The organism is Desertibacillus haloalkaliphilus (genome assembly GCF_019039105.1).
Classification (GTDB): Bacteria; Bacillota; Bacilli; order Bacillales; family KJ1-10-99; genus Desertibacillus; species Desertibacillus haloalkaliphilus.
This window is the reverse complement of record NZ_JAHPIV010000434.1, coordinates 1-359: the sequence shown is the minus strand read 5'-3', so window position 1 is coordinate 359 and position 359 is coordinate 1. Positions and strand designations below refer to the sequence as shown.

1 protein-coding gene is annotated in these 359 nt (G+C 39.8%); it reads left to right on the top strand.

What is annotated here, in order from left to right; all coding sequences use genetic code 11:
* Positions 1–359, top strand: a 359-nt coding sequence (locus KH400_RS30210) for a hypothetical protein (protein ID WP_217228492.1), incomplete at both ends; no start/stop codon positions are given.

Genomic DNA, 359 nt, shown 5'->3' with positions numbered 1-359 from the left:
GAAGAAAGAAAGAAAGAGGGGAAAAAAGGAGAGGAAAAGGAAAAGAAAAAAGGGAGAAGAAAGGAAGAGGAGGGAAGGGGAAAGAAGAGGGAAAAGAAGAAAGAAGAGAGAGAAAAAGAGAGGAAAGAAAGGAAAGGGAAGGAAGGGAAGGAAAAGAAGAGAAAAGAAAAGAGAGAGGAGGAAAGGAAAGAAGAGAAAGAAAGGGAAAGGGGAAGAAAAAGGAGGAAAGAGGGAAGAAAGGAAGAAAAGGGAAAAAGAAAAAAAAGAAAAAGAAAAGGAAAGAGGAAGAAAAAGAGAAAAGAAGAGAGAGGAAGAAAAGGAGAAAAGAGGGGGAGAGGGGAGAAAAAAGGGGAAGGGAA